The organism is Achromobacter insolitus (genome assembly GCF_002209555.1).
Taxonomy (GTDB): domain Bacteria; phylum Pseudomonadota; class Gammaproteobacteria; order Burkholderiales; family Burkholderiaceae_B; genus Achromobacter; species Achromobacter insolitus.
Window position 1 is genome coordinate 25861 of the sequence record NZ_NJIF01000008.1, and the last position, 20298, is coordinate 46158.

Here is a 20298-nt window from a genome sequence, read left to right on the forward strand (position 1 = left end):
TTGGACATCAGAACGCGACGTTGTCCTTGCCCTTCAAATCCAGTTTGGCGCGCGCTTCCTCAGGCGTGGCGATTTCCAGGTTGAGCGCCTCCAGGATGGTGCGGATACGCTCCACCTGAACCTGATTGGATTTCGCCATTTCGCCCGGGCCGATCCACAGCGAATCCTCCAGCCCCACCCGCACGTTCGACCCCATTGCCGCACCGATGGTAGCCAGCGGCATCTGGCCCCGACCTGCCCCGAGGATCGACCATTCATAGTCGTTGCCAAACAAACGGTCAGCGGTGCGCTTCATGTGCATGAGGTCTTCGGGATGCGGACCGATGCCGCCCAGGATGCCGAATACCGACTGGATGAAGGGCGGCGACTTGACCAGGCCGCGGTCCACGAAATGCGCCAGGTTGTACAGATGGCTGATGTCGTAGCACTCGAACTCGAAGCGGGTGCCGTTGGCGTTGCCCAGCGTGAGGATGGATTCAATGTCCTGGTAGGTATTGCGGAAAACCAGCGAACGGCTGTTCTCCAGGTGTTCGCGCTCCCAGTCGTGCTTGAATTCCTTGAATCGACCCAGCATCGGATACAGGCCGAAGTTCATGGACCCCATGTTCAGCGACGCCAGCTCCGGCTTGAAGGTGGTGGCCGGGCGCATCCGTTCTTCCACGGTCATGTGGGGACTGCCGCCCGTGGTGATATTGATGATGGCGTCCGTTTCCTGCTTGATCCGCTCCAGGAAGGGCTTGAACAGCGCCGGGTCCTGCGACGGCTTGCCGGTCTGCGGATCGCGCGCATGCAGGTGCAGGACCGCCGCGCCCGCCTTGGCCGCGCCGATGGCCGCTTCCGCGATCTCGTCGGCGGTGACCGGCAAGTGAGGCGACATGCTGGGCGTGTGGATCGCACCCGTCACGGCGCAAGTGATGATGACTTTCTGCTTGGGCTTAGCCATTGTTGTCTCCGTTGTCCTGCTTGTGGCGCATGAGGCGCATCAGTTTTTCATCGCGCCAGAAGCGGCGCTTGGCAAGATCTTCCCGCGGCAACAGGCCGCGGCGTTCCTCCGACAGGGCATCAACCAGCGCGCCCTCCCAGGCGACCGGCTCGCCCTGGGTCGCGCCGATGGACTGGTACAGCCCGCCGTAGCGCGCGCAGTAATCGGCAATGCCGCCGGGCGCATTGAGGTCTATGGTCTCGAACGGCCCCATGAACGACCAGCGCAGGCCCAGGCCGTCCTTCACCGTAGTGTCGATGTCCTCGGCGCTGGCGATGCCTGCACTCGCCAGACGGAATGCCTCGTGCAGCAACGCGCCCTGCAGGCGGTTCAGGATGAAGCCCTCGATCTCGCGCCGCACCAGCACGGGCTTTTGCCCGATGCCGGCCATCACGGCGCGGGCGGCTGCGACCGCTTCGGGACGGGTCCAGGGCGCGGGGCACAATTCCACCACCGGGATCAGGTAGGGCGGATTCACCGGATGCACCACCAGGCAGCGGTGCCGGCCCGCCAGGTGCGCGGTGAATTCGCTGGCCGGTATGCTGGATGTGGAACTGCCAATGATGGCGTCCGGTTCCGCGGCGGCGTCCAGTTCGGTGAAGAGCGCCCGCTTGATTTCCACGTTTTCCGGAGAATTCTCCTGGACGTAGCTGGCGCCCTTCAAGGCATCGGCCAGACTGCTTGCCACCTGGACGCGGTCGCCGATGGCCTCGGCATGCGCGAGCAGCCCCTGGGACTCCAGTTCGCGCAGCTGCTGCAGGATCAGTCCGCGAGCCTCCGCGAGCATAGCGGCGTTGACGTCGTAGAGGCGCACTTCCCAACCCATGCGGGCGAACACAATGGCCCAGCCCTGGCCGATCAGTCCTGTCCCGACAATGGCGGCACGCCGCGCTGTCGTCGCGGCGTCCATCAGTAGAGCTTCTGCGTGAAGCCGTCCACCACGATGGCCTGCCCGGTGACACTGCGGGCGGCCTCGCTGGCGTTGAACAGCACCATGTTGGCGATATCGCGCGCCGTGACCATGCGGCCCAGCGCCGCCTGGTTCTCGTATTGCGCGGCGATCTCTTCCACCGGACGGCCCAGCGTATCCGCCTTGGCCGCGATGACCGCGCGTATGCGCGGCCCCTCGACCGCGCCCGGCAGAATGGCGTTGACGCGGATGCCATGCGGCCCCAGCTCGATGGCCAGGGACTTGGTGAATCCGATCACCGCCCACTTCGAGGCCGAATAGACGGAGCGTCCGGCGAAACCCAGGTGGCCGGCCGCGGAGGACAGGTTGATCATCACGCCGGCCTTGGACTCCTTGAGCAAGGGGATCGCCTGGCGGGCGCATAGGAATTGCCCGGTGATGTTCACGGCCAGCGTCCGGTCCCAATCTGCCTTGGACAGGGTTTCCACATAGCCGGTGGGCCCGGCCACGCCCGCGTTGTTCACCAGGATGTCCAGGCCACCAAGTTTGGCGCGCACCTGATCAAAGAGCGCGGCAACGCTGTCCTCGTCCGAGACGTCGGCCAGCGCGGCGTGCACGCCGGGCAGTTCGGCCGGCAGCGCAGCCAGGCGCTCCTGGTTCACATCGCACACGAATACGGAGGCGCCAGCATGGCGGAACACCTTCGCCATCTCCAGGCCCAGCCCGTCCGCGCCGGCGGTGATCAGCACCCTTTTCCCGGCGAAATCCACTTCCTCGAACATGCCTCTGTCTCCTAGATTTTTATGTAAAAGCGGCCGATTGATGATATACGATATATGAAAAAAGCCGCTACTTCCGGATGTTTCCGCTCGCCGTCAGATCCGCCAAACCGTGTCATCCAGAAGCAGGGTAAACCCATGAATTTGCGCAGGATCATCCCGCTAAGTCTTTATTCATGCGGCTTTAGGGAATTCCCCGATTCGGCGGGTTACGACCCCAACTAGAATCCAAGGCGGGGTTTGCTACCCGGCCGGCAGATATATCATATATTCAAAAAAAGACGGACCAACCAAGAAAGTCCGCATCCCATACCGACAAAGGAGCGTAGACAGTGTTCAAGTTCAACAAAATTGCTTTGGCGCTGGGCCTGTGCGGCGCGCTGGCAAGCGGCACCGCAGCAGCCGACATGAAGGTGGGCGCACTCTTCCCGTTCAGCGGCGCGCTCGCGCTCCTGGGGCAGGAGAGCTATCGCGGCCTGGAGCTGGCCGTCAATGAAATCAATGCAGCGGGTGGCGTCAACGGCGAAAAGATCGAGATCATCAAGGCCGACGCGGTCGACCCGACCCAAGCCGTGTCGGAAACCAAGCGCCTGATTTCCTCCAACGTGGTCGGCGTGTTCGGCAGCTACGCTTCCGGCATTTCCTACGCGGCCTCGCCCGTCACGGAATTGGCCGGCGTGCCCTACTTCGAGCTGGGCGCCACTGCGCACAAGATCACCACCCGTGGCTACAAGTATCTGTTCCGCAGCAACCCCAACACCGCGCTGTACGGGGTGTCGGTGGTCAATGCGCTGCACGACACCATCGCGCCGGGCATGGGACTGAACCCGAAGGACATCAAGATCGGCATCATCCACGAGGACGGTCCCTACGGCACCGACGTGGCCGCCACGGAGAAAAAACGCGCCCAGGAACTGGGCTACACGGTTGCGGAAGTGCTCCCGTATTCGGCCAAGACCGTCGACCTGTCCTCGCTGATCCTGCGCCTGAAGGGAGCCAAGGTCGACGTGGTGCTGCAGACCGCCTACCAGAACGATGCCATCCTGTTCTTCAGCCAGGCGCGTGCCGCGGGCTTCAAGCCCAAGGTCGTGATCGGCGCGGGCGGCGGCTATTCGTTGGCCGACACGGCCAAGGCCGTGGGCGCCGACATGAATGGCGTGTTCGACCTGGACTTCCCCCAGGCTTCCATCAACCCGGCTGGCGCGCCAGGCCTGGACAAGTTCCTTGAAGCCTACAAGTCCACCTACAAGAGCGACCCGCAGTCCGGCCACAGCCTGACCAACTACGTCGGCGCCAAGGCCTTCTTCGAAGCCATCGGCAATGCCAAGTCCACGGACAAGGACAAGATCCGCGCGGCGGTGCTGGCCTACAAGAAGCCGGCCGGCCAGACTGCCAACGGCTGGGCCTTCGACTTCGGTGAAGACGGGCAGAACAATGCATCCACGTTCTACGTGATGCAGTGGCAGGACGGCAAGCTCGTCACCATCGCACCCGGCAACCTCGCACTCGGCAAGCCCATTTTCAAGAAATAAACGCCTAGCCAGTGCTCAGGCGCTCGGGGGCGCCTGATGATTCCCGGAGTCCGCGCGCCCGGGTCCGGCCGAATTCACGGCCGGGCCCGGGCCGCAGCTAAGAGGTTGCAACATGGAACTATTCATTCAACTGGTCATCAACGGCCTGTTGCTGGGCGGCGCATACACCATCATCAGCCTAGGGCTGACGCTGATTTTCGGCGTGGTGCGGGTCGTGAACTTCGCGCACGGCGAATTCCTCATGATAGGCATGTACATGGTCTATCTGATCGCGGCGCAATTCGGGGTGCATCCCTACGCCGGCCTGGTGCCGGTCGCCATCATCCTGTTCGCGCTGGGCGCGCTGACGCAAAAGGGCATCATCCAGCCGCTGCTCAACGCCGACCAGCACATCCAGATTTTCGCCACGGTGGGCGTGTCCACCATCCTCCTGAATCTTGCCCTGGTGATCTTCGGCGCCAACGTCTATCGCGCGCCGGTCGAACTGGGCACCAGCGCCATCGACGTCGGCCCCTTTTCGATGGTGACCGGGCAACTCGTCACGTTCGTGATCGGCCTGAGCCTGGCGGTGCTGCTGCACCTGTTCATGCACCGTACCTACCTGGGCCGCGCGTTGCGCGCCGTGGCCCAGCACCGCTACGCCGCCACGCTGATGGGCGTGAACGTCAACAACGTCTATGCCATCGCATTCGGGCTGGGCACGGCTTTCGTCGGCATTGCCGCCGGTTTGCTGGCGCCGCAGTATCCGGTGTTTCCCACCGTGGGCACATACTTCGTGCTGACGGCATTCGTGATCGTGGTGCTGGGCGGACTGGGCAGTCTGTACGGTGCCGTGGCCGGCTCCATGATCATCGGCATCGTGGACACGCTGGCCGGCTTCTACATCGCCCCCGACCTGAAAGAGGTCGTTTATTTCGGGATCTTCCTCTTGATCCTGGTGCTGCGCCCGAACGGCCTGTTCGGCGTCGGCACAGAGTGATCAGAGCAACAAGGAGCGAGACGTGTTTCCCGATATTCGACACCCCAAGACTTACGTCAGCCTCATCCTGCTGATCGCGATGTTCCTCTTGCCCGTGATCATGGGCACGCCCTTCTGGACCAATCTGTTCGTGCTGCTGTTCGTGTTTTCGGCCCTCTCGGTGGCCTGGAACATCGTGGGCGGCTATGCCGGCCAACTGTCCCTGGGCCATGCGGTGTTCTATGGCATCGGCGGCTATACCGCGACCCTGCTGACGCAGAACTTCGGTATTTCCCCCTGGTTCGGCATGCTGGCCGGCGCGGCGATCTCCGGAGCGGTCGCCATCCTGATCAGCTACCCCACCCTGCGTTTGCGCGGTCCGTTCTTCGCGCTGGCCACCATCGCAATCCTGGAGGTGGTGCGCCTGCTGGTCATCCACGAAGAAAGCTGGACCGGCGGCTCCAGCGGCATCAGCCTGCCGCTGAACATAGGCTGGACCTGGATCGTGTTCCGCGAGAAGGTCAATTACGTGATCATCGCGTTCGCCCTGTTCCTGCTGGTAACCTGGGTATCGTGGTACATCCGCAAGTCGCGGATCGGCCACTACCTGATCGCGATCCGCGAACGCGAGGACGCGGCGCTGGCCGTCGGCATCCATACGGTGCGCATGAAGATCATCGCGGCGGTGGTGTCGGCCATGCTGACGAGCATCATCGGCACGTTCCACATCACCTATCTGACCTTCGTGGATCCCAGCTCGGCGTTTTCGCTGGAACTGTCGATCCAGGTCGCCATGTTCGCCTTGATCGGCGGCCTGGGCACCGTGGCCGGCCCCATCGCCGGCACCTTCCTGGTGCTGCCTATTGCCGAATTGGCGCGCGGCTGGCTCAGCAGCGTGGGCAACGGCATGCACGGCCTGATCTACGGCCTGATCCTGGTGGCGGTGGTGCTGACCATTCCCCGCGGCCTGGCCGGCGCCTTCGGTCCCGCCATCGAGCGCTGGCTGTCGCGCCTGCCCTACCTGGGCACGCCCCGCGCCAAGCTCAAGCTGGCCGACGAACTGCGGCTGCACAGCGCCGAACGTTCGGAGCAACCGGTGCTCAAGGCCGACAAGCTGTTCAAGAGCTTCGGCGGGCTGCGCGCCACCAACGACGTGTCGCTCACGCTGAACCAGAACGAGATCCTGGGCATGATAGGCCCGAACGGCGCGGGCAAGACCACGGTGTTCAACTTGCTGTCTGGCTTCCTGTCTCCGGACAAGGGCGGCATCAGCATGCTGGATGCGCACGGCAAGTGGGTCACCTGCAAGACGCCCGATGAGTTCGCGCACCAGGGACTGGGTCGCACCTTCCAGATCGCCAAGCCGTTCACCGGCCTGACGGTGCTGGAGAACATCATGCTGGGCGCCTTCATCCGGACGTCGAACCGGGACGAAGCCGAGCAGATCGCATTGAAGGTTGCCGAACAGACCGATCTGGTGAAGTACCTGGGCATCGAGGCGCGCAACTTGACCGTAGGCGGCATGAAGCGCCTGGAGGTTGCGCGCGCGCTGGCGATCAAGCCGCGCATCCTGCTGCTGGACGAGGTCATGGCGGGCCTGAACCCCACCGACATCGAAAAGTCGATCCAGATGATCCGGCGCATCCGCGATTCGGGCGTGTCGGTGCTGCTGATCGAGCACATGATGCAGGCCACCATGGCGCTGTCCGACCGCATCATCGTGCTGAATGAAGGCGCGGTGCTGGTCAGCGGCGCGCCCAAGGACGTGGTCGAGAACCCAGCCGTCATCGAAGCCTATTTGGGCAAGGAGTACCAGGATGCTTAAGGTTTCGAATCTGTCCTCCGGCTACGGCAAGAGCCAGGTCCTGACCGGCCTGAATTTCGAAGTGAACGCGGGCGAGATCGTCACGCTGATCGGGGCCAACGGCGCCGGCAAGACCACCACGCTCAAGACCCTGTGCGGAGTCATCGGCGCAATGGAAGGCAAGGTCGAGTTCGAAGGCCAGGACCTGACCAACCGCAAGCCCTATGACATCGTGGACGCGGGCATCACGATGATTCCCGAAGGTCGCCAGTTGTTCCCGCACTTCACCGTGCGCGACAACCTGCTGATGGGTTCATACAAGCGCGCCGCGCGTCCCATCGTGCAACGCAAACTGGACGAGGTGCTGGGCATCTTCCCGCGGGTGAAGGAACGGTTGAACCAGTATGCCGGCTCGCTCTCGGGCGGCGAACAACAGATGGTCGCAATTGCGCGCGGCATGATGGCCGACCCCAAGCTGCTGGTGTTCGACGAGCCTTCGCTAGGACTGTCGCCGCTGCTGGTGCAGCAGATGTTCGACATCATTCGCGGCGTCACCGCGCATGGCGTGACCGTGCTACTGGTAGAACAGAACGTGTTCCGCACCCTGCGGCTGGCGGACCGGGGCTATGTGCTGGAGAACGGAGCGATCGTGCGCACCGGCACCGGCGCGGAATTGCTGAGCGACCCGCATGTAAAGAAGGCCTACCTGGGCCATTGATACCGAGGATCCATTTTTTATGTCTTTACGCTGCACATTCATCGACCATGGCCAGGGCGGCGCGCCCGATTGCATGCGCCTGGCTGAACGCGATATGGAGACGCCCGCCGGCCGGCAGGTGCTGATTGAAGTCGCTTACGCGGGCGTCAACCGGCCCGACGTGCTGCAACGCTCCGGCTCGTATCCGCCGCCACCGGGGGCCTCGCCCTACCTCGGGCTGGAGGTGTCCGGCACCGTCATCGCCACGGCCCCCGAAGCCAGCCTCTGGAAGGTCGGCGACCAAGTCTGCGCGTTGACCCCAGGTGGCGGCTATGCGCAATACTGCCTGGCCGACGAACGCCATTGCCTGCCGGTGCCGCGCGGCCTGGACCTGCTGACGGCCGCCGCCATCCCCGAGAACTACTTCACGGTCTGGACCAACGTGTTCGACCGCGCCCGGCTGGCAGCGGGCGAGCGGTTCCTGGTGCACGGCGGCTCCAGCGGCATCGGGCTGACGGCAATCCAGCTGGCGCGCGCCTTCGGCGCCGAAGTCTGGACCACCGTGGGCAACCAGGAAAAGGCCCAGGCCTGCCTGGCCGCCGGCGCGCACCACGCCGTGCTGTACCGTGACACCGACTTCGAGGCCGAGGTGCGCCAGGGCAGCGGCGGCCCGGGGGTGGACGTGATCCTGGACATGGTGGGCGGCGCTTACATCAACAAGAATCTGCGGCTGCTGGCGGTCAACGGCCGCTTGGTGCAGATCGCTTTCCTGGAGGGCAGCAAGGCCGAGATCGATGCCATGCCCATCATGATCAAGCGCCTGCAGTTCACCGGGTCCACCCTGCGTCCCCGCTCCGATGAAGACAAGGGTGCGATCGCCCGCGCGCTGGCGGAGAAGGTGCTGCCCTTGATGGAGCAGGGGCAATGCCTGCCGCGGATACATCAGGTGTTCCCGCTGGCCGAGGCAGCCCAGGCGCATGCGCTGATGGAAAGCAGCAGGCACATCGGCAAGATCATGCTGAAGGTGGCCGCATGAGCGCGCGTTTCAAGGATCAGGTCGCCATCGTGACCGGCGCGGTCGGCGGCATCGGCTCGGCCATCGTAGAGGGTTTCCTGGCCGAAGGCGGTCGCGTGGGACTGATCGATTTCAATTCGCAGGGCGGCCAGGCCTACGAGAAGGAACTGCGCAAGCACGGCCACGAAGTCTGCTTCGTGCACGCGGACGTTGCGCGCTTCGAGGAATGCCAGGCAGCCTATGAGCGTATCAGCCGCGAGCTGGGCGCCGCCACCATCCTGGTCAATAACGTCGGTATTTCGCCGAAGACGGACGGCCGCGCGCTGAAGGTCTGGGAGATGCCCCCCAGGGAATGGGAGAACGTGGTCGCCGTCAATCTGAACAGCGTGTTCTACATGACGCATCTGGCCACGCCGCACATGGTGCGCGAACGCCAGGGCCGTGTGATCAATATGTCATCGGTGGCCGGCCGGGCCTATTGCGACATCGTGGCCGCGCACTACGCAGCCACCAAGGCTGGCCTGATCGGCCTGACGCGCCACTGGGCCGCCGAGCTGGGCGAGCACCAGGTCACGGTCAACGCCCTGGCACCGGGACGGATCAGCACGCCCTTGCTGAAGACCGTGCCCAAGGAGATCAACGACGCCGTGGCGCAGGTGACCGCGCTGCGCCGCCTGGGCACGCCCGAGGAAGTGGCGGATGCCTGCCTGTTCTTCGCGTCGGATCAAGCCCGCTTCGTGACCGGCCAGGTGCTGGACGTGGCCGGTGGCTGGCTCATGACCTGACCTGGAGGCGACAGCGCCCCCCTGCCGCGGCGGGGGGCCTCCGCGCGATCAGGCCTGCGTGCCCAGGTGGTAGACCACCGTATCCAGCCGGCTGACCCCGGCTGCCAGGAATTTGGGCTCTTTTTCCAGGATATCGCGGCGGTCGATGATCCTGGCTGGCGACACGCCTGCATAGATTGCCTGCACTTCGCTGTCCACGACCGAAAACGGCGGCCCCGGCATTTCTTCCTGGGGATAGTCCAGGGTAATCAGCAACCCCTGATAGGTGGGCGAAAGATTGCCGTAGACGTGGCGCACGTAGTCGGCGCGCATCGCGTCGGGCAACGCCACCAGCGCGGCGCGGTCATAGGCGCCGACGCAATGCGACAGCAGTTGCGCGTCCAGCTTGAAGATGTCGCCGCAGATGATTTCGATGCTGCCCGCCACATAGTGCTTGCCATAGACGGACACGTGCGTGAGCGGCTTGAGTTCGTTTTCTTCGAAGAACTGTTCGACCGCGAGCTGCGACAGCTCGACGCCCAGCACGGAATGCCCTTGTGCCGCGATCCACACCATGTCCAGGGACTTGCCGCAAAGCGGCACGAGCACCCTGCCGTCTTTAGGCACGCCCAGCGTCGGCCAGTACTTCTGCAGCAGCGGGGTGACCCGCGTTTGATGAAAATGCGTGCGCCCTTCGCGCCACCGCTCCAGCCAGAATTCCGCGTCCATGCCCGGTCTGCCTCCTATGTATCGGTGCGAGGCATTGTAGTTCCCCCTGGCCGCAGATACCGGGACCGCCTAGGCGCGCAGCAAGAAACTGCGCAGGTCATCCACGATGGGCACCACGGCCAGCAGCATCAGCATCAGCGCCAAAGGCACGGTCGAGATGAAGCCAAAGGTGAAAAAGGAATAGGCGCCGGTCACGCCGCCCACGAAAAAGAGCGATACCAGGGTCGTGAGCACGATCAGTTTGACGCGGTCCGCCCGCACCGGCTGCCTGGCATCCGCATTGCCCTTGGCTGCGTTCCAGTAGAACAGCTTGCCTAGCTCTATGCCGATGTCCGTGACCATGCCCGTGATGTGCGTGGTGCGGATCTCGGAGCGCGACAGCTTGGTGATCATGGCGTTCTGCAGGCCCATGATGTAGCAAAGCAGCATGACCGTGCCAGGCACGTAGAACCAGCGCAGCGTTTCCAGATTGGCGCCCAGAAGGCCGAAGCCCAACAGCAGCGCGGCTTCGAACAGCAGGGGCAGCGCATATTCGCTGGCCAGGTGCGAACGGCGCCCGAAGTTGATCAGGAAGGCCGAACCGGCCGCGCCGGCAAGAAAGGACAGCAACGCGGCCAGGCCTTGCAGCACTACGATCATGCCGCCCAGCGCCAGGTTGTCGGCCATCATGGAAACGATGCCCGACATGTGCGAGGTGTATTGCTGCACGGCCAGGAAACCGCCGGCATTGACGGCGCCGGCGGTGAAGGTCAGGAAGTAAGCCAGGTGCCTGTTGGCCTGGGGGCTGCGGCTGACAGCCGTCAGGCGGCGTAAATACGGAATGGCCACGCGCGTCCTCGAAGACAAGAATGCATGCACTGCAACGTGCATGACATTCTAGTCGTCGAGGCGGGCGCCCGGGTCACTCCGCCCCGGCGTCGCTCAACTGCTTGCGCCGGTATTCGCCCTGGCGCACATGCATCCAGCCCGGATACTCCGGCGGCAAGGCGCTGACCTGATCCAGCTCGGCCAGTTCTTGCGCCGTGAGCTGAATGCCGGTGGCCGCGAGGTTGTCGTCGAGCTGGTCCACCCGCTTGGCGCCGATGATCACGCTGGTCACGGCCCGCTGGTGCAGCAGCCAAGCCAGCGCCACCTGCGCCACGGACACGCCGCGCGCGCCTGCAATGCGTCTGAGCACGTCGATGCTGTCGTAGGCACGCTCCTGGTTGACCGGCGGAAAGTCGAAGAGGGCCCGGCGGCTGCCTGCTTCGGCCTGGCCGTCGCGCGCGTACTTGCCGCTGAGCAGGCCGCCGGCCAGCGGGCTCCATACCATCAGGCCCACCCCTTCGCTTTGCAGCATGGGGACGATCTCGCGTTCCAGGTCGCGGCCTGCGATGGTGTAGTAGGCCTGCAGCGATTCGAAGCGCGCCAGGCCCAGGCGTTCCGCGATGCCCAGCGCCTTCATGATCTGCCACGCAGCCCAGTTGGACACCCCCACGTAGCGCACGTGGCCATGCTGCACCAGGTTGTCCAGCGCCCGGACCGTTTCCTCGACCGGCGTGGCGGGATCGAACCCGTGGATCTGGTAGAGATCGATGTGGTCCAGCTGCAGGCGCGACAGGCTTTTCTTGACGCCGTCCATGATGTGCGCGCGAGAATTGCCGCGAGCATTCACGCCGGCGCCCGTCTGGCCGAATACCTTGGTCGCGATGATGACGTCTTCGCGAGCCACCTTCAGGTCACGCAGCGCCTGTCCGGTAATGACCTCGGAGCGGCCCTCGGAATACACGTCCGCCGTGTCTATGAAATTGACGCCGGCATCAAGCGCCCGGCCAACGAGCCGGTTGGCCTCTTCCTGCTGCAGGCTGCCGATCTTGCTCCACAACTCGCCTTCGCCGCCAAAGGTCATGGTGCCCAGGCAAAGCTCCGACACGAACAAGCCAGTGCTTCCGAATTTTTTGTACCGCATGATTGCACTCCTACAAGGACGCGGCGGGGACCAGCGCCCCGGGATGGAACGCCTGCAGCCCGCCTGCCGGGATGCAGGCAGTATGCGTCCGGCAAGGAGGCCGGACGCTGCTTGATCCTGCCCTTTTTTTGCCCAATCCTGCGGCGCTGCCGGACCCGCGGCGCGCGGGCGCTCATTCCTCCGAGTTTTATGCCCATTTCTCCATGATGCGCGCCACGCCAAGGAAGCCACCCCACTTGGGCATACACTAAAAGCCACCTGATCCTCCGATTTTCCGCCGCACCCTAGCCTGCGGCGCGGCGCGCCAAGGGAGCCCACCAGACCATGACCACCGCACTTGCCGCCGGCGCCGCCGGCCCCGTACTGGACGCCGCGTATGAACCGGCGCGGCGCGAGCTGCTCTGCACGCTGGAACGCATGACCGGAGACCTGGAGGGCTCGCTGGACACGCCTATCGAGGGTCTGTTCCTGCACCGCATTTCGCAACCCACCGGCGCGAAGCCCGGGCTGCAGAAGGCCGCGCTGGGCGTCATCGCACAGGGTTCCAAGCGCCTGCTCATCGGCGACGAAGCCTACGAGTACGACCCCTTTCACTATCTGATCTCTTCGGTGGATCTGCCGGTCGTGGCCAAGGTATCCGTCGCCAGCCCGACCCTGCCCTACCTGGGGCTGCGCCTGGATTTGAACGGCGAGGAAATCACCGCATTGATCAGCGACGAGAACCTGCCGCCGCAGCCGCCGGCGGAGGCCGTGCGCGCGCTCTGCGTCAATCCGCTGGGCGGCTCCCTTCTAGACGCCGTGCTGCGCCTCTTGCGCCTGCTGGACACGCCGCGCGACATTCCCATCCTGGCGCCGCTGGTCAAGCGCGAGCTTCTATACCGCCTGCTGATGAACGGCCAGGGCGCCGTGCTGCGCCAGTCAGTGCTGCAGGACAGCCAACTCAATCGCGTGGCCAAGGCCATCCGCATCCTGCGCGACAACTACGCGCAACCGCTGCGCGTGGAAGAGATCGCGCGCGACGTGCACATGAGCGTTTCCTCGCTGCATCATCATTTCAAGCAGGCCACGGCCATGAGCCCGCTGCAATACCAGAAGCATCTCCGCCTGCAGGAAGCGCGACGGCTGATGCTGACCAACGACGCAGGCGTAGCGCTTGCCGCTCACGCCGTGGGCTATGAAAGCTCGTCGCAGTTCAGCCGGGAGTACAGCCGCTTGTTCGGTTCCCCGCCCCTGCGCGACAAGCAGCGCTGGAAGGACGAAACCGCGCTGGCGCCCGCCTGAAGCGTCCAGCTTCCACTTCCCTAGGGATTGCCCTAATCCTAATTTGACAACGTTACCATTAGACTGCCGCCACGAAATGACAACGTTGTCATAACCCTGGATTTTTCTTCGGCGGCCGCATGAATCCCTTCCTGGAAACCCTGCTCGATACTCCCCTGGACGACACGTACCGGGGCATTCCCCCGGGCGAGCCCGCAATGCCGCTGCGCGCCGTGGCAACCCGAGGCTGGCAACCCAGGAAGGGCGACATGGCCCTGCCCGTCCTGACTCTGGACGAAGCCGCCTTCGCTCACAACGTGGACCAGATATTCCAGTACGCGCGCAGCCATGGCGCGGCGCTGGCCCCGCACGCCAAGACGCCGATGTCGCCGCAGATCGTGCAGCGCCTGCTGGATGCCGGCGCCTGGGGCGCGACGGTAGCCAACCTGCAGCAGGCCGCCGTGCTGCTGCGCGCCGGCGTGTCCCGCCTGATGCTGGGCAACGAAATCGGCGGCCTGGCCAGCGGCGCGCGCCTGGGCAAGCTGCTTGCCGCCTATCCTGATGCGCGTCTGCTGGCGTTCGCGGATTCCGCCCACACGGTGCGGTCGCTGGCCGCGGCGGCCATGGAAGCCGGCCGGCCCGTCGAAGTCCTGGTGGAAGTCGGCGGCGGCCGCGCCGGCGCGCGGGACGATGCCGCGGTCGACGCCATCCTGGGCGCGATCCGCGAGCAAGGCGACAAGCTGGCGCTGGCGGGCGTGGCCACGTACGAAGGCGCCGTCGCTTCGTCGGATGCGGCGCTCACCGCCAGCAACATCGCCGCGCTGATGGAGCGCGCGGCGCGCGTCTTCAAGCAGGTGCGCGCCCTGGCGCCGCGCGCCCCCCTGGTCTTCACCGCGGGCGGCTCTGCCTTCTTCGACCAAGTGACGCAGGCCGCGCAACCTTGGCTGGCCGCGGACGGCAATGCCCTGTTGGTGCTGCGCAGCGGCGCCATTTTCTTCCACGACCATGGGACGTACCAGCGCGCGCTGCAAGCCATGGACGCCCGCTCGGGCTTCCAGGTCGACGGTCTGGCTCGCGCGGCAGCTACGGGCTTCCGGCCCGCCCTGCGCTTGTGGGGCGAAGTCCTGTCCCGTCCCGAGCCCGGGTTGGCGATCTGCGGCTTCGGCATGCGCGACGTCTCCTACGACCAGGACCTGCCCGTAGCGCTGGCGGCCTACCGCGAGGGCACGGCGCTGTCCGGCTGGGACGCGCAGACACGCGTCACCCGTCTCAACGACCAGCATGCGTTCCTGGCCATTGCGCCGGACAGCGAACTGGCACCGGGCGACGTGATCGAGTTCGGCATTTCCCACCCCTGCACCTGTCTGGACCGCTGGCGCGTCTTCTTCGGCCTGGATGCCGACGGCCGCGTGCAGTCGGCCTACCGCACGTTCTTCGGATAAGCCATGCAACAGCTGAATTTCCAACAGATCTGGCGCTATCGCGAACAGCTCTGGGACGGCATCCAGGTCACGCTGGAGCTCACCGTCATCGCCGTGGTGGCGGGCCTGGCCATCGGACTGGCCGGCGCCCTGCTGACACGCCACGGCGCCAAACCGGTCAAGCTGGCGCTGCGCGCCTATGTCGAAGTGTTCCGCAACACGCCATCGCTGATCCAGCTGTTCGTGGTGTTCTTCATCCTGCCGGGGCTGGGCCTGCGCATGCCGCCCTTCGTGGCTGCAGCGCTGGCGCTGAGCCTGTACTTCGGCGCCTATGCCATCGAGATCCTGCGGGCCGGCCTGGACTCCATTCCGCGCAGCCAGATCGAGGCCGGCCACTGCCTGGGCCTGAGCACCTGGCAGGTGTACCGCCACATCGTGCTGGCGCCCGCCCTGCGCAACGTCTATCCCGCCCTGGGCACGCAACTGGTCATCCTGCTGCTGGGTACCTCGCTGGCCTCGCAGGTATCGGCCGAAGACCTCTTCCATGCCGGCAGCTTCATCGAAAGCCGCACCTACCGCAGCTTTGAAGTCTATGCGGTGATCTGCGGCATCTATTTCACGCTGGTCCTGACCACCAAGGCCCTGTTGGCCCTGGCCGGCAGCCTGGCCTTCACCTGGCCCGTGCGCCGCTAAGTCAGGGAGCCGCAAGCATGCGTACGTTCACTCTCAGCGATTTCGCCTCCCTGCTCAGCGCACTGCAATGGACGGTGGCCCTGGTGCTGATCGCCCTGGCTATCGGCGCGCCGCTGGGCCTGGGCCTGGCGCTGCTGCGCGGCCATCGCGCGGCGCCGCTGCGCTGGCTGGCCGCGGCCCTGCAACAGCTGGTCCAGGGAGTTCCCTTGCTGGGCTTGCTGATGTTCTTCTACTTCGGCATGCCGGTGTTCCTGGGCATCGAGGTGCCCGCGCTGACCGCCGTCAGTGTCGCCTTCATCATCTACACGGCGGCCTTTCTTGGGCAGATCTGGTATGGCGGCATCCAGGCCGTGAAGCATGAGCAATGGGAAGCGGCCGCCTGCCTGGGCCTGTCCAAGTGGCACCAGTTCCGCCACGTGATCGCGCCGCAGGCATTCCGCCTGTCGCTGCCGCCCACCGTGGGATTCCTGGTGCAGTTGATCAAGGGCACCTCGCTGGCTTCCGTGGTGGGTTTCGTCGAACTGGCGCGCGCCGGGCAGATCGCCAGCGCCGCCACCTTCCAGCCCCTGCTGGTCTATTCCTGCGTCGCGTTGCTGTACTTCGCGGCGTGCCTGCCCCTGACGATGTGGGCCCGTAACCTGGAGGGCCGCTTCCATGGCGCTCGTTGAAGTCTCCAACATCCATAAACGCTTTGGCGCCAACGCGGTGCTCAATGGCGTCTCGCTCGACATCAACGAAGGCGAGATCGTCACCATCATCGGCCGCTCCGGCTCGGGCAAATCGACGCTGTTGCGCTGCCTGAACGCGTTGGAAACGGTGGACGATGGCGACATCCGCATCGGCGGGGAACGGGTCCATGCCGCCATGCCCGGCCTGCGCCAGTTCCGCCAGCGCGTGGGCATCGTGTTCCAGCAGTTCAACCTGTTTCCTCACCTGAACGTCGAACGCAACATTACGCTGGCGCCGACGCTCAACGGCAAGATCTCCAAATCGCAGGGCCGTGCGCTGGCGCTGGACGTGCTGCGCCGCGTCGGCCTGGCCGAAAAGATCGACGCCTACCCGGCCGTGCTGTCGGGAGGCCAGCAACAGCGCGTGGCGATCGCCCGCTGCCTGGCCATGGCGCCGCAGCTGATGCTGTTCGACGAGGTCACCTCGGCGCTGGACCCGGAGCTGGTGGGCGAAGTGCTGAAGGTCATGGAAGACATGGCGCGCCAGGGCATGACCATGGTGCTGGTGACACACGAAATGGCCTTCGCGCGCAACGTCGCGTCCAAGGTGATCTTCATGCACCAGGGCCGCGTCTGGGAACAGGGCCCGCCCGCCGAACTCTTCTCCAACCCCCAAACCCCCGAGCTGCGCCAGTTCATCGGCACGGCCGCGCCCGCCACTCATTAAGGCATCCACCACTGGAGTCATCGCATGAAACTGTTCGCCAAGCTGGCCGCCGCCGCGGCCGTCTGTCTCTCCCTGGCCGCCCCCGCCACGGCCGCCGACAAACTGCAGGACGTGCTGGGCGCGGGCAAGCTGCGCGTGGGCGTGCTGATGGATGCCGCGCCCTGGGGCTTCAAAGACGCCAAGGGCGAAGCTGCCGGCCTGGACATAGACCTGGCAAGGTTGATGGCCGCTGACATGGGCGTGAAGCTGGAGCTGGTGCAGGTGACCGGCGCCAGCCGTATTCCCAGCCTGCTGGCCGGCAAGGTCGACGTGCTGATCGCGGCCGCCGGCGCCACGCCGGAACGCGCCCAACAGGTCATGTTCTCGCAGCCGTATGCCGCCGTGAACCTGGGCGTCTACGGTGGCGAGAGCATGCAACAGGCCAAGACCGTGGAAGAACTGAAGAATCACAGCATCGCGGTCGCCAAGGGTTCCACGCTGGACATCTGGCTTACCGACAACGCGCCGGGCGCAAAACTGGTGCGCTTCGAGGACACGCCTTCGGCCGTGGCCGCCTATCTGGCCGGGCAGTCGGAATCCTTCGCCGAAAACAGCGCCATCGCGCTCAAGGTGTCTGAAGACAATCCCGCGAAGGCGCCGCAGCTCAAGTTCCTGATCCGCCAATCGCCCGCCCACGCCGCCGTGCAGCAAGGCCAGCAGAACCTGCTGAACTGGATCAATACCTTCCTCTTCACCAATCGCCTGAACGGCAAGCTGCCCGCCCTGCAGGAAAAGTGGTTCAAGGAAGCCCAGACGCTGCCGCAGATGTAAACCGCCTCATCATCAAGGACTCGCATGATCAAACGCTACAAATCCGGCTCGCGCATGAGCCAGGCCGTTTCGTACAACGGCTTCGTGTTCATCGCCGGCCAGGTGGCCGACAACCGCCAGGGCTCGCTCGAATCCCAGACCCGCGAAGTGCTGGCCAAGATCGAAGCGCTGCTGGCCGAGGCCGGCAGCGACAAGTCGCACCTGCTGGCCGTGGACGTGTTCCTGCCCGCCATCGGCGATTTCGATGCCATGAACCGCGTCTACGACGCCTGGATCGACCCGTCCAACCCGCCCGCCCGCGCCTGCGTCGAAGCTCGCCTGGCGGACCCCGACCTGCGCGTCGAGATGACCGCGGTTGCCGCGCTGCGCTGAAAGCGCGGCGCTGCGGCCTTCCGATCCCTTTTCGCGCCGCTTCGCGCGGCGCTGTTGTATCCCTACATGCACACCGGCCTGTTTCACGAGATAGACTTCGACGCCGACGGCAAGGCGCTCAGCTTCCTGGGCACCCCCTATTCGGTGGACCGTTCGCCCTACTACCAGATCAAGACGCCCATCTGCCGCATCCGCAACGGCAGCGGCCCGCGCGTGCTGCTCATGGCCGGCAACCACGGCGATGAATACGAGGGCGAAGTCGCCCTGGGCCGCCTGATCCGCCGGCTCGAGCCATCCCACGTGCGTGGCGAGGTCACGATCCTGCCGCTGGCCAACCTGCCCGCCGTAATGGCGGCGCGCCGGCGCTCTCCGCTGGACAACGGCAATCTCAACCGTGCCTTTCCAGGCGCGCCCGGCGGCACCCCCACGGAGCGCCTGGCACACTTCCTGGAACACGAACTGTTCCCCCGCCACGATGTGGTGTTCGACATCCACTCCGGGGGCACCTCGATGGCGCATCTGCCCACCGCCCTGATCGAACGCCAGGCGTCTCCCGAGCGCATGGCGCGCGCGCTGGATCTGATGGCGTCGCTGGGCATGGGCCACGCCTTCGTCGCAGCCAATGGCCGCGATGCCCCCACCTCCATGGCGGCGGCGGCGCGCGCGGGCGCAATCGGCATCAGTGGCGAATTCGGCGGCGGCGGCACGCTGACCCCGGCAACCCTGGCCGCCACCCAGCGCGCCATCGACAATCTGCTGCAGAAACTTGGCGTGACGGACGCGCCGCTGCTCGGCCCGCACGCGCCCGGCGCCCCTGCCATGCAGTTGCTGGAACTGGACAGCCACGAACAGAATATCTTCGCCACTCGCCGTGGCTGGTTCGAACCCGCGGTGGACATCGGCGCAACCGTTCGCGCCGGCGATATTGCGGGTTATTACCACGATCTCAATCAGCTGGACGCGCCAGAGGAGGTCTTGCGCTTCCGGGTATCGGGTATCGTGATTTCCCGGCGGCTGCACACCGACTGCGAGTCTGGCGACAGCCTGATCCAGGTTGCCCGTCCGGCCGGCCAGGCTGATATCCTGACGCCTGTCGCCTGATCCCGGAACAATCAAAAGAAATCGCATGACCCACCGGCCCGCGCCCTCCTCCCTTCCCACCTACGACGACGTACTGCGCGTGCGTCCCGAAGGCGCCGCCGCCCCCGCGCGCGCGGCCGCCCCCGCCAAGCCGCCGCGCATCGAGGAAGTGGCCAGGCTAGCGGGCGTGTCCCCCATCACGGTATCGCGCGCCCTGCGCCATCCCGAGAAAGTGGCGCAGGAAAAGCGCGACCGCATCCTGCAAATCGTGGCGCAGACCGGGTATGCGTCCAATCCGCATGCACGGGCCTTGCGTTCGGGGCAATCCAGTGTGGTGGCGGCTTTCGTGTCCAACATCCTGAGCCAGCAATTCGCGCTGGCCGTGCAGGGCTGTGCAGAGGTGCTGGAGCCGCAGGGCTACCAACTGATGGTGGGACAGACTTCGTATTCCTACGCCAAGGAAACCAGCATGATTGCGTCGCTGCGCGCCCTGCGCCCGGCGGCGGTGTTGTTCACCGGCGTCATCGAACTCGAAGAAAACCGCCAATCGCTGCGCGAACTGGGCATTCCCATCATGGAAACCTGGGCCTATCCGCGCGACCCCATCGACATGCTGGTGGGTTTCTCCAATTACGACGGCGGCGTCATGGCCGCGCGCCATCTGGCGGAACGCGGCTATCGGCGCGTCGCCTTCCTGGCGCGCCAGGGCGGGCGCGGCGAACTGCGCCGCCAGGGCTTCAACGCCGCCTCGGCCGAGCTTGGCCTGCAAGTGGTGGCGGAGCTGGCCGTGGACAATGCCCAGACCATCGCCGACGGGCGAGCGGCCTTGACCCGTCTGCTGGGCATGGGCCAGGCCTTCGACGCGGTCTTCTGTGCCAACGATCTGCTGGCGGTGGGCGCGCTTTTCGAAGCCCGCGACCGCAAGCTCGCCATCCCGCGCGACATTGCCATCCTGGGCTTCGGCGATACCGACATCGCCAATGAGATCGAACCCGGCCTGACCACCATCGGCGTGGACAGCCGCAAGCTGGGCGCGCGCGCCGGGGAACTGCTGCTGCAACGCCTGAACGGCGGGACGCCGGCAGCGCGCCAGGAAGTGTTTCCACTGACGCTCAATCAGCGCGCCAGCGCCTAGACCCCGCAGCTGCC

General features: G+C 65.3%; 20 protein-coding genes and 1 pseudogene. 15 read left to right on the top strand and 6 right to left on the bottom strand.

Annotated features, from left to right (window positions below; genetic code table 11):
- Positions 1-7: 7 nt before the first annotated feature.
- The 3 genes from kce to CEY08_RS22010 are packed head-to-tail and all read right to left on the bottom strand — an operon-like array spanning position 8 to position 2674.
- Positions 8-943: a 3,5-dioxohexanoate:acetyl-CoA acetone transferase gene (gene kce / locus CEY08_RS22000; protein WP_042794642.1), complete on the bottom strand. Its 936-nt coding sequence runs from the start codon at positions 941-943 to the stop codon at positions 8-10.
- The gene (locus CEY08_RS22005) at positions 936-1892 is read right to left on the bottom strand and encodes a 3-hydroxyacyl-CoA dehydrogenase (protein WP_042794643.1); all 957 of its coding nucleotides are present in this window, start codon (positions 1890-1892) and stop codon (positions 936-938) included. Before CEY08_RS22005 ends, kce begins: the two co-directional genes overlap by 8 nt.
- The gene (locus tag CEY08_RS22010) at positions 1892-2674 is read right to left on the bottom strand and encodes an SDR family oxidoreductase (RefSeq protein ID WP_063961116.1); all 783 of its coding nucleotides are present in this window, start codon (positions 2672-2674) and stop codon (positions 1892-1894) included. The genes CEY08_RS22005 and CEY08_RS22010 overlap by 1 nt, the downstream gene beginning before the upstream one ends.
- Positions 2675-3003: 329 nt before the next feature.
- Here CEY08_RS22010 and CEY08_RS22015 point away from each other — a divergent pair, with 329 nt between their 5' ends.
- The 6 genes from CEY08_RS22015 (at position 3004) to CEY08_RS22040 (ending at position 9462) form a co-directional block, all read left to right on the top strand.
- Positions 3004-4203, top strand: coding sequence for an ABC transporter substrate-binding protein (locus CEY08_RS22015; protein ID WP_042794644.1), 1200 nt, complete (start codon positions 3004-3006; stop codon positions 4201-4203).
- Between the two features lie 112 nt (positions 4204-4315).
- Positions 4316-5182, top strand: a complete 867-nt coding sequence (locus CEY08_RS22020; RefSeq protein ID WP_042794645.1) for a branched-chain amino acid ABC transporter permease — start codon at positions 4316-4318, stop codon at positions 5180-5182.
- A 22-nt stretch (positions 5183-5204) separates the two neighbouring features.
- Positions 5205-6986 carry a branched-chain amino acid ABC transporter ATP-binding protein/permease gene (locus CEY08_RS22025; protein WP_042794646.1) on the top strand — a complete coding sequence of 594 codons (1782 nt, stop codon included), beginning with the start codon at positions 5205-5207 and terminating at the stop codon, positions 6984-6986.
- Positions 6979-7683, top strand: coding sequence for an ABC transporter ATP-binding protein (locus CEY08_RS22030; RefSeq protein ID WP_042794647.1), 705 nt, complete (start codon positions 6979-6981; stop codon positions 7681-7683). Before CEY08_RS22025 ends, CEY08_RS22030 begins: the two co-directional genes overlap by 8 nt.
- Positions 7684-7702: 19 nt before the next feature.
- A complete protein-coding gene (locus CEY08_RS22035; protein WP_076814964.1) occupies positions 7703-8698 on the top strand; it encodes an NAD(P)H-quinone oxidoreductase in 996 nt (331 codons plus the stop codon).
- Positions 8695-9462: an SDR family oxidoreductase gene (locus CEY08_RS22040; RefSeq protein WP_042794649.1), complete on the top strand. Its 768-nt coding sequence runs from the start codon at positions 8695-8697 to the stop codon at positions 9460-9462. Before CEY08_RS22035 ends, CEY08_RS22040 begins: the two co-directional genes overlap by 4 nt.
- A gap of 48 nt (positions 9463-9510) precedes the next feature.
- On the opposite strand, the gene CEY08_RS22045 is transcribed toward CEY08_RS22040, so the two are convergent.
- From CEY08_RS22045 to CEY08_RS22055, 3 genes and pseudogenes are all read right to left on the bottom strand, one after another.
- Complete coding sequence (locus CEY08_RS22045; RefSeq protein ID WP_076814966.1) at positions 9511-10170, bottom strand: thiopurine S-methyltransferase; 660 nt, start codon at positions 10168-10170, stop codon at positions 9511-9513.
- A 90-nt stretch (positions 10171-10260) separates the two neighbouring features.
- Positions 10261-10998: pseudogene (locus CEY08_RS22050) on the bottom strand (YoaK family protein); the annotation flags it as partial.
- Between the two features lie 73 nt (positions 10999-11071).
- On the bottom strand, positions 11072-12118 hold the full coding sequence (locus tag CEY08_RS22055; RefSeq protein WP_042794651.1) for an aldo/keto reductase: 1047 nt from the start codon (positions 12116-12118) through the stop codon (positions 11072-11074).
- A gap of 324 nt (positions 12119-12442) precedes the next feature.
- On the opposite strand from CEY08_RS22055, the gene CEY08_RS22060 reads away from it, so the two are divergent.
- From CEY08_RS22060 to CEY08_RS22100, 9 genes are all read left to right on the top strand, one after another.
- Positions 12443-13399, top strand: a complete 957-nt coding sequence (locus CEY08_RS22060) for an AraC family transcriptional regulator (protein ID WP_076814968.1) — start codon at positions 12443-12445, stop codon at positions 13397-13399.
- A 119-nt stretch (positions 13400-13518) separates the two neighbouring features.
- On the top strand, positions 13519-14820 hold the full coding sequence (locus CEY08_RS22065; RefSeq protein ID WP_076814970.1) for an alanine racemase: 1302 nt from the start codon (positions 13519-13521) through the stop codon (positions 14818-14820).
- 3 nt (positions 14821-14823) lie between these two features.
- Positions 14824-15492 carry an amino acid ABC transporter permease gene (locus CEY08_RS22070; protein WP_088607800.1) on the top strand — a complete coding sequence of 223 codons (669 nt, stop codon included), beginning with the start codon at positions 14824-14826 and terminating at the stop codon, positions 15490-15492.
- A 17-nt stretch (positions 15493-15509) separates the two neighbouring features.
- Positions 15510-16160, top strand: coding sequence for an amino acid ABC transporter permease (locus CEY08_RS22075; protein WP_042794653.1), 651 nt, complete (start codon positions 15510-15512; stop codon positions 16158-16160).
- Positions 16147-16887 carry an amino acid ABC transporter ATP-binding protein gene (locus tag CEY08_RS22080; protein ID WP_042794654.1) on the top strand — a complete coding sequence of 247 codons (741 nt, stop codon included), beginning with the start codon at positions 16147-16149 and terminating at the stop codon, positions 16885-16887. The genes CEY08_RS22075 and CEY08_RS22080 overlap by 14 nt, the downstream gene beginning before the upstream one ends.
- Before the next feature lie 24 nt (positions 16888-16911).
- Positions 16912-17697 (top strand): transporter substrate-binding domain-containing protein, encoded by a 786-nt coding sequence (locus CEY08_RS22085; protein WP_076814972.1) that lies wholly within the window; start codon positions 16912-16914, stop codon positions 17695-17697.
- 24 nt (positions 17698-17721) lie between these two features.
- The gene (locus CEY08_RS22090; RefSeq protein ID WP_042794656.1) at positions 17722-18069 is read left to right on the top strand and encodes a RidA family protein; all 348 of its coding nucleotides are present in this window, start codon (positions 17722-17724) and stop codon (positions 18067-18069) included.
- A 66-nt stretch (positions 18070-18135) separates the two neighbouring features.
- Positions 18136-19170, top strand: a complete 1035-nt coding sequence (locus tag CEY08_RS22095) for a M14 family metallopeptidase (protein WP_076817842.1) — start codon at positions 18136-18138, stop codon at positions 19168-19170.
- A 25-nt stretch (positions 19171-19195) separates the two neighbouring features.
- Positions 19196-20284: a LacI family DNA-binding transcriptional regulator gene (locus CEY08_RS22100; protein ID WP_076814974.1), complete on the top strand. Its 1089-nt coding sequence runs from the start codon at positions 19196-19198 to the stop codon at positions 20282-20284.
- The last annotated feature ends 14 nt before the right edge of the window (positions 20285-20298 follow it).

Excerpts from the sequence above, each read along its gene's own strand:
- kce (WP_042794642.1), bottom strand. The coding sequence starts at position 943 with ATGGCTAAGCCCAAGCAGAAAGTCATCATCACTTGCGCCGTGACGGGT.
- CEY08_RS22005 (WP_042794643.1), bottom strand. The coding sequence starts at position 1,892 with ATGGACGCCGCGACGACAGCGCGGCGTGCCGCCATTGTCGGGACAGGA.
- CEY08_RS22010 (WP_063961116.1), bottom strand. The coding sequence starts at position 2,674 with ATGTTCGAGGAAGTGGATTTCGCCGGGAAAAGGGTGCTGATCACCGCC.
- CEY08_RS22020 (WP_042794645.1), top strand. The coding sequence starts at position 4,316 with ATGGAACTATTCATTCAACTGGTCATCAACGGCCTGTTGCTGGGCGGC.
- CEY08_RS22030 (WP_042794647.1), top strand. The coding sequence starts at position 6,979 with ATGCTTAAGGTTTCGAATCTGTCCTCCGGCTACGGCAAGAGCCAGGTC.
- CEY08_RS22035 (WP_076814964.1), top strand. The coding sequence starts at position 7,703 with ATGTCTTTACGCTGCACATTCATCGACCATGGCCAGGGCGGCGCGCCC.
- CEY08_RS22040 (WP_042794649.1), top strand. The coding sequence starts at position 8,695 with ATGAGCGCGCGTTTCAAGGATCAGGTCGCCATCGTGACCGGCGCGGTC.
- CEY08_RS22045 (WP_076814966.1), bottom strand. The coding sequence starts at position 10,170 with ATGGACGCGGAATTCTGGCTGGAGCGGTGGCGCGAAGGGCGCACGCAT.
- CEY08_RS22055 (WP_042794651.1), bottom strand. The coding sequence starts at position 12,118 with ATGCGGTACAAAAAATTCGGAAGCACTGGCTTGTTCGTGTCGGAGCTT.
- CEY08_RS22060 (WP_076814968.1), top strand. The coding sequence starts at position 12,443 with ATGACCACCGCACTTGCCGCCGGCGCCGCCGGCCCCGTACTGGACGCC.
- CEY08_RS22065 (WP_076814970.1), top strand. The coding sequence starts at position 13,519 with ATGAATCCCTTCCTGGAAACCCTGCTCGATACTCCCCTGGACGACACG.
- CEY08_RS22070 (WP_088607800.1), top strand. The coding sequence starts at position 14,824 with ATGCAACAGCTGAATTTCCAACAGATCTGGCGCTATCGCGAACAGCTC.
- CEY08_RS22075 (WP_042794653.1), top strand. The coding sequence starts at position 15,510 with ATGCGTACGTTCACTCTCAGCGATTTCGCCTCCCTGCTCAGCGCACTG.
- CEY08_RS22080 (WP_042794654.1), top strand. The coding sequence starts at position 16,147 with ATGGCGCTCGTTGAAGTCTCCAACATCCATAAACGCTTTGGCGCCAAC.
- CEY08_RS22085 (WP_076814972.1), top strand. The coding sequence starts at position 16,912 with ATGAAACTGTTCGCCAAGCTGGCCGCCGCCGCGGCCGTCTGTCTCTCC.
- CEY08_RS22090 (WP_042794656.1), top strand. The coding sequence starts at position 17,722 with ATGATCAAACGCTACAAATCCGGCTCGCGCATGAGCCAGGCCGTTTCG.
- CEY08_RS22095 (WP_076817842.1), top strand. The coding sequence starts at position 18,136 with ATGCACACCGGCCTGTTTCACGAGATAGACTTCGACGCCGACGGCAAG.
- CEY08_RS22100 (WP_076814974.1), top strand. The coding sequence starts at position 19,196 with ATGACCCACCGGCCCGCGCCCTCCTCCCTTCCCACCTACGACGACGTA.